Genomic DNA, 7,464 nt, shown 5'->3' on the forward strand with positions numbered 1-7,464 from the left:
AAGGACAACCCCCTAACCCCCTTTATTAAGGGGGAATATGTGTTCTAAACCAGAGGATACGAGTCTGTGGATACTATACTAATTCGCTAATCTCTAATTCACTAATTCGCTATTTTCAGGGGAAACGTTCATGCCCACAGAGAGTGGACACAAAGGAAGATGAAAATGGGTTGGATGGTTTGATGGTTCAGGTGAAATCAGGCTGAAGCCTGCGGCTACCAGCCTTCCCGAGTCCCGAACCCCGAGTCCCGAGTCCCGATTTTCAGGATAAACATCCATCTCTTTAAGTTTTTACTTCTACAGTTTCATCCGTGTCCATCTGTGGCTGAATAGCTACGAAAAAATAAGGGAGTAATCTATATGAAAAGAACTCATACTAATGGCGAATTACGACTTAAAGATGAAAATAAACAGGTTACATTGCTTGGCTGGGTCAACCGTCGACGGGACCACGGCGGATTGATATTTATTGACCTGCGAGACCGCGAAGGAATTACTCAAATTGTATTTAATCCTGAAATAGATGAGATTTCTCATGCCCAGGCTCATAACCTAAGACCTGAATTTGTCATTGGCATCCATGGCTATGTCAGACCAAGACCTAAAGGCACGGCGAACCCTAATTTACCTACGGGTGAGATTGAGGTTATTGCCAATCATCTTGAGATTATTAATCCTTCTAAAACACCACCTTTTTTAATCGATGAGACGATAAATGTCTCAGAAGATACAAGATTAAAATATAGATTTTTAGACCTGCGCAGACCTTCTTTACAAAAAAACCTTATTCTGAGACATAAAATATATCAGGCAACTCGAAAATATCTTGATGAGCAAGGATTTATTGAGGTAGAAACACCAATGCTCATTAAAAGCACACCAGAAGGGGCACGGGATTATTTAGTTCCCAGTCGTGTCAATCCAGGTAAGTTTTATGCCTTACCTCAATCCCCACAACTATTTAAACAAATTCTAATGTGTGCCGGATATGATAAATATTTTCAGATTGCCAAATGTTTTCGTGATGAAGACCTGCGGGCAGACCGCCAACCAGAATTTACGCAGGTTGATATAGAAATGTCGTTTATTGATGAAGAGGATGTTTTTGAGGTCATCGAAGGGTTTATTGCCACGATATTTAAAGTTGGACTTGATTTAGATGTCCCAATTCCCTTTAAAAGAATTACCTTTAAAGAGGCGATGGATAAATATGGCAAGGATAGTCCGGATGTTCGCTTTGGCTTAGAGTTAGTGGATATTACTGATCTGGCTAAGAAGAGTAAATTCCAGGTTTTTTCAAAAACCGTTGCTGGGAAAGGGCAGGTCAAAGGAATTAAAGTTCCAAAACCTGATTTTTCAAGAACTGACCTGGACTTTTTGACCTCTTTTGTCAGTATCTATCGAGCAAAAGGACTTGCCTGGTTTAAGGTCAAAGAAAAAACGCTGGAATCATCAATTGCTAAGTTTTTCAGTGAAGAAGAACAGATGGCGATTATTGACCGATTTAAAGCAGATACGGATGATTTCCTGTTATTTGTCGCAGATACTCCAAAGGTTGTTGCCGATAGTCTGGCTAATTTGAGATTACATCTGGCAGATAAATTTAATTTAATTCCTCAAGAATTTAATTTTATCTGGGTAGTCGATGCCCCATTAGTTGAATATGATGATGAAGAAAAAAGATATGTCGCCGTCCATCATCCATTTACCTCACCAAAGGAAGAAGACTATCCATTAATCGAGACTAATCCTGGCCAGGTTCGTGCAAGGGCTTATGACCTGGTTTTAAATGGGATAGAGATAGGTGGTGGTTCAATCAGGATTCATCGCCGGGATATTCAAGAGCGGGTATTCAAATTATTGAAGATAGAAGAAAATGAAGCAAAAGAGAAATTTGGCTTTTTATTAGAGGCATTAGAATATGGCGCCCCGCCACACGGCGGGATTGCCTTTGGATTGGATAGATTATTACGGTTAATGGTTGGTGCTGACTCAATCCGCGAGGTAATTGCCTTCCCTAAAACACAAAGTGCTACCTGTTTGATGACCGATGCCCCATTTGAAGTATCCAATAAACAGTTGAAAGAATTAAGTATTGAAGTCAGACCCCACGAATAACTTGACTTTTATTTTTGTCTATGGTATATTTATTAAAACTTTAAAAAAGGAGTGAAAGAAAATGAAACCGAAATTAAAAGTAATAATGGTTTCACCAGAGGTAGTTCCATTTGCTAAAACAGGTGGATTAGCTGATGTTGTTGGATCTCTGCCATTAGCATTAACTAAATTAGGATGTGAGGTGCGAATTGTCCTGCCCAAATATAAAATGGTGGAAGAGTCTGAATTTAACCTGTTAGATATTGATAAGGAAGTAACCTTTAAGGTAGGTGAGACTCTTCAGAAAGCAAAAATTTTCTCCACCAAGGTCGCAGGAGTGATTACTGTTTATTTCCTTGAACATGAATATTATAACCGTGATGGACTTTATGGGACAACTGAAGAAGGGGATTATAAAGATAATCTTGAGAGATTTACTTTCTTTTGTGGTGGAACATTAGAATTACTTAAAACGATAGAATATAAACCGCAAGTTATCCATTGTCATGATTGGCAGACAGGATTAATTCCGGTGTATTTAAAAACATTGTATCAGGATGACCCGTTTTTTGAAGGGGTAAAAACCATCTTTACTATTCATAATTTAGCCTATCAAGGTATATTTTCCAAAGATGAATTTCCAATAACAGGTCTGGATAAAAAATTGTTCACCCCGGATAGGTTAGAATTCTGGGATAAGTTAAATATCCTGAAAGGGGCTTTGATCGATGCAGATATGTTAAGTACCGTTAGTAAAGGTTATGCTCAGGAGATAATGACGACAGAATATGGTTGTGGACTGGAGGGAGTATTAATCGAAAGAAAGGATAATCTTTATGGTGTAGTTAATGGTTTAGATTATCAAGAATGGGACCCGACTATGGATAAAGAAATTACATTAGGTTACGATATTAATACGATTAGTCGGAAAGCGAAGAATAAAAAAACACTTCAGCAAGAAAATAATTTACCCGTTGATAGTGAAGTTCCATTAATAGGGATGATTACAAGATTAGCCCCACAAAAAGGACTGGATATTTTAGCTGAGATACTGGATGAATTGATGGCGTTGAATATCCAGTTTGTGTTGTTAGGCACAGGTGATGCGAAATACCATATAAAAATGGAAGAAATTAAAGAGAAATATCCAGATAAAGCAAGCATTCATCTCACATTTGACCCACCGTTAGCCAAGAAAATATATGCTGGTGCAGATATGTTTTTAATGCCATCTAAATATGAACCCTGTGGTTTAGGACAACTTATTAGCCTTAGATACGGCACCATCCCTATTGTTCGGGCAACGGGTGGTTTGAAAGATACAATTACTAATTTTGACCCGCAACGCAAAATAGGAAATGGTTTTGTCTTCGAGGAATATACATCTGAGGCATTACTTTCAATCATCAAAGAAGCAGTAAATGTTTTTTGTAACGATAAAGAATCCTGGAGAAGATTGATTTTAAATGGTATGAGTGTGGATTTCTCCTGGGAATACTCGGCAAAAGAATATATTGAATTGTATGAAAAAGCAATGCAGAAATAAAAAAAATAGAACAAGGGTATAGAGAAAATGGTTCGAGTAAGATTTGCTCCGGCACCAACAGGATATTTGCATCTTGGAGGCGCCAGAACAGCTCTTTTTAATTGGCTTTTTGTTAAACAACAGCAGGGTAAATTCATTTTACGCATAGAAGATACGGATGTTAAACGGTCAACTGATGAGAGTGTAAATGCCATCCTCGACAGTCTGAAGTGGCTTGGCATCACCTGGGATGAGGGACCTTATTTTCAATCCCAAAGAACCCATATCTATCAAGAGTATGCAAAGAAATTATTACAGGATAATCAAGCATATTATTGTTATTGTTCCCCATCTGAATTAGAGATTCTTCGTAAAAAGGCAACTGGGGAGGCGCCAGGATATGATGGTCGGTGTAGAAACCTGTCCCCAACTCAGCGTCAGGAATATGAATCTTCTGGCAGAAAACCCACGATTAGATTTAAATCGCCATCTGGACTAACTCAAGTAAATGATTTAATTCGAGGTAAAGTGTCTTTTGATAATGCCTTGTTTGGTGATTTTATCATTTTTAAATCAGATGGGATGCCAACTTATAATTTTGCCTGCATCATAGATGATGCCTTGATGGAGATTACCCATGTCATTCGTGGTGAAGACCATATTTCTAACACCCCCCGCCAGATTTTATTATATCAAGCATTAGGATTTAAAATACCAGTATTTGCTCATCTACCCTTGATTTTGGGATTGGATAAAACGCCATTGAGTAAACGACATGGAGATGTTGCGATTGAACATTACCGGCAAGAAGGCTATTTGCCAGAGGCACTTATGAATTATCTCGCCCTTTTAGGTTGGTCAACGCCGCAAAGTCAGCAAATCTTTTCTAAAGAAGAATTATTAATAAAATTCTCCATAGACCGTGTCAGTAAAAACCCCGCTATCTTTGATTTAGAAAAACTACGCTGGTTAAATGGGGAATATATCAGAAGATTAGATATAGATTCACTGACCGTGTTATGTTGGGAATACTTAAATAAAATTCGAAATTCGAAATTTGAAATTCGAAATTTGAAATTTAAAGAGATAGTAAGACTTTTTCAGGAACGGATAAAGACACTTTCAGATTTTGTTAAACAAGCAGAATTTTTCTTTGTGAACAGCCCTAAATATCACCCATCTGCCGTTGAGCAAATCCTGATGAAAGACGGCGTCCGTCAAATTTTAGAACAGGTAAAAGATAGATTGGTTCAATTAGAACCGTTTGATACGAATTCTATTGAGAAAACTATTCGTGAATTAGCCGACCAGCTAAAAATAAAAGCCTCAGACATCATCCATCCTTTACGAGTAGCATTAACTGGAGATAAAGTTAGTCCAGGATTGTTTGAAGTAGTCGCTTTATTAGGAAAAGAAAAAGTCCAGGAAAGACTCATTAAAAGAAGGTGGGAAAATGGATAAATTGAAGATAGGAATTTTAGCCTCAGGTAGAGGGTCTAATTTACAGGCGATTATTGACGCCGTTGAGTTAGGGAATCTTTCGGCTGATATTGCCATAGTCATTAGTGATAACAAAGATGCCTATGCCTTGATTCGGGCACAAAAGTATGGAATTAAAACACTTTTCCTTGACCCAAAAGGATTTAGCAGAGAGGATTATGACCGAAAGGTAGTTGAGGTTTTACAGGAAGAGAATATTGAATTAGTAGTCCTGGCGGGATTTATGCGAATTATCACCCCTTATTTTGTTAATGCTTACAAAAACAAAATTATGAACATTCACCCGGCGTTACTTCCATCTTTCCTTGGATTACACGGACAGCGACAGGCAATAGATTATGGTGTAAAGATTTCGGGTGCAACAGTACATTTTGTTGAGGAAGGCTGTGATACAGGACCGATAATTTTACAAGCCGCTGTGAATGTTGAAAATGATGATACCGAAGAAACTTTATCTGCTCGAATTTTAGAACAAGAACATAAGATTTATCCGCAGGCTATCCAGCTTTATGCTGAGGGAAAATTAGAGATTATTGGGAGAAAAGTAAGGATAAAACAAAAATAATACTTGACGATTTAGAGATTTTATGGCATAATGGAGAGTAGAGAGTAGTTTGACGAAGATATCAAACTCTACTCTCTACTGACTACTGACTACTCTCTACTAACTATTTACAATAGTGGGCGAATAGCTCAGCGGGAGAGCACTTGCTTTACACGCAAGGGGTCACAGGTTCGAAACCTGTTTCGCCCACCACTTTCTGGTAACTGGTGAATAGTTACCAATTACCACTTATCAAACAATGGGGTCGTGGTGTAGCATGGTCTAACACACCAGTCTGTCACACTGGAGATCGCGGGTTCAAATCCCGTCGACCCCGCCAGTCGTTAGTTTGAATAATTTCGGCAAACAAATATCTTTTTTTGTAACCATTCACCTCACCACAGAGACACAGAGACGAACCAACCTTGCTCACAAAAAACCTTGACTTTTTTAGCCGCATCTTCTATAATAGAGATTGAAATAAAGAGGAGGTAGCAATGAAAATATCCAATCCTCATGATGTCTTCTTTAAAGAGGTCTTTTCTGATAAAGAAAGAGTTGTTGATTTCATCAACTCTACTTTACCTGAGGAGTTGAAGAAAAATCTTGACCTATCAACCCTAGTGTTAGATAATAATTCTTATATCGATGAGGAACTAAAGGAGAATTTCGCGGATATAGTTTATAATTGTCTCTACAGTGGCAAGGTCAATATCAAGATTTCACTTTTATTTGAGCATAAGAGTAAGCCAGTGAAATATCCACATTTACAGCTTCTCAGGTATATGCTGAAGATATGGGAGAGGAATATCAAGCAGAAAGAACAGTTAATTCCCATAGTTCCGCTTATCTTTTATCATGGTAAGCAGAGGTGGGAATTAAGAAAGTTGAGTGATTATTTTGAGGGAATAGATGAGGTATTGAAGGGATATTTACCCGAGTTTAATTATTTATTGACCGATTTATCCTGTTATAGTGATGAGGAGTTAAAAGGGAGGGTATTTATAAATGAAGCCTTAAAGGTTTCATTATTGGTATTGAAGAATATCTTTGATAAGAAGAGATTGAGGGAGCATATAGAGGGATTTTTTGCGATAGGGAAGATGTATTATGAAGAGGAACGAGGGTTAAAGTTTTTAGAAGGGGTAATTCGGTATATTTATAGTAGCACAGAGATTAAGCCAGAAGAGGTGATAGAGGCGGTTAAAAGTGTTTCTGAAAAAGGAGGTGAGGTAGCAATGACTACAGCTGTGAAATTAAGAGAGCAGGGATTACAGCAAGGATTACAGCAGGGATTACAGCAGGGTGCGTATAATAAAGCGGTAGAGACTGCTAAGTATTTGTATAGTAAGGGAGTTGATTTAGAGCTAATTGCTGAAGCAACAAAATTGTCACTTGATGAGTTGAAACGGCTTATCAATTAAGATGTTGAGGTAAAAAGTCTTACAAAGCAGAAAAATTAGTTAAGAGACAGCAAAGCAGGTTGTTATATGCACCGAAGGTGCAAAGGAATCGTAGCCATGGGTTTGAACCTACGGAAGATTAGCTTGAAAATTAATTGTAACCGTTCAGGCTATATATCAAAAGTGTAAGAAAGGGGATAAGGAGATAAGAGTGATATGGAGATAAGATAATAGAAATAGATTGAAATTTATAGAAATAGGTAGAAATTGATTGTGGAAAACAACAAATTTCCATAAATTTCTATTAGTTTCTATTAATTTCAATTTTTTTAATAATATCTCCCTATCTCCTTAATCTCCACATCTCCTTTTGTTACACCACCTGAACGCTTACT

General features: G+C 37.6%; 6 protein-coding genes and 2 tRNA genes. 7 read left to right on the forward strand and 1 reads right to left on the reverse strand.

Annotation, left to right across the window (positions count from 1 at the left end):
• Nucleotides 1–360 precede the first annotated feature (360 nt).
• The 7 genes from aspS (at nt 361) to AB1422_14110 (ending at nt 7,090) form a co-directional block, all read left to right on the forward strand.
• Complete coding sequence (gene aspS / locus AB1422_14080) at nt 361–2,118, forward strand: aspartate--tRNA ligase (GenBank protein ID MEW6620441.1); 1,758 nt, start codon at nt 361–363, stop codon at nt 2,116–2,118.
• A gap of 61 nt (nt 2,119–2,179) precedes the next feature.
• Complete coding sequence (gene glgA / locus AB1422_14085; protein MEW6620442.1) at nt 2,180–3,643, forward strand: glycogen synthase GlgA; 1,464 nt, start codon at nt 2,180–2,182, stop codon at nt 3,641–3,643.
• A gap of 27 nt (nt 3,644–3,670) precedes the next feature.
• Nucleotides 3,671–5,083, forward strand: coding sequence for a glutamate--tRNA ligase (gltX, locus tag AB1422_14090; GenBank protein MEW6620443.1), 1,413 nt, complete (start codon nt 3,671–3,673; stop codon nt 5,081–5,083).
• Nucleotides 5,076–5,687, forward strand: a complete 612-nt coding sequence (gene purN / locus AB1422_14095) for a phosphoribosylglycinamide formyltransferase (GenBank protein ID MEW6620444.1) — start codon at nt 5,076–5,078, stop codon at nt 5,685–5,687. Before gltX ends, purN begins: the two co-directional genes overlap by 8 nt.
• 117 nt (nt 5,688–5,804) lie before the next feature.
• Nucleotides 5,805–5,879, forward strand: a tRNA-Val gene (locus AB1422_14100).
• A 48-nt stretch (nt 5,880–5,927) separates the two neighbouring features.
• Nucleotides 5,928–6,006, forward strand: a tRNA-Asp gene (locus AB1422_14105).
• 157 nt (nt 6,007–6,163) lie between these two features.
• Nucleotides 6,164–7,090, forward strand: a complete 927-nt coding sequence (locus AB1422_14110) for an Rpn family recombination-promoting nuclease/putative transposase (GenBank protein MEW6620445.1) — start codon at nt 6,164–6,166, stop codon at nt 7,088–7,090.
• A gap of 130 nt (nt 7,091–7,220) precedes the next feature.
• Here AB1422_14110 and AB1422_14115 read toward each other — a convergent pair whose 3' ends face one another.
• A complete protein-coding gene (locus AB1422_14115; GenBank protein MEW6620446.1) occupies nt 7,221–7,364 on the reverse strand; it encodes a hypothetical protein in 144 nt (47 codons plus the stop codon).
• Nucleotides 7,365–7,464 lie beyond the last annotated feature (100 nt).

The organism is bacterium, from assembly GCA_040757115.1.
Classification (GTDB): domain Bacteria; phylum UBA9089; class CG2-30-40-21; order CG2-30-40-21; family SBAY01; genus JBFLXS01.

What these genes read in the sequence shown, in the direction of transcription:
- AB1422_14115 (MEW6620446.1), bottom strand. Translation starts at nt 7,364, where the DNA reads ATGGAAATTTGTTGTTTTCCACAATCAATTTCTACCTATTTCTATAAA.
- glgA (MEW6620442.1), top strand. Translation starts at nt 2,180, where the DNA reads ATGAAACCGAAATTAAAAGTAATAATGGTTTCACCAGAGGTAGTTCCA.
- gltX (MEW6620443.1), top strand. Translation starts at nt 3,671, where the DNA reads ATGGTTCGAGTAAGATTTGCTCCGGCACCAACAGGATATTTGCATCTT.
- aspS (MEW6620441.1), top strand. Translation starts at nt 361, where the DNA reads ATGAAAAGAACTCATACTAATGGCGAATTACGACTTAAAGATGAAAAT.
- purN (MEW6620444.1), top strand. Translation starts at nt 5,076, where the DNA reads ATGGATAAATTGAAGATAGGAATTTTAGCCTCAGGTAGAGGGTCTAAT.
- AB1422_14110 (MEW6620445.1), top strand. Translation starts at nt 6,164, where the DNA reads ATGAAAATATCCAATCCTCATGATGTCTTCTTTAAAGAGGTCTTTTCT.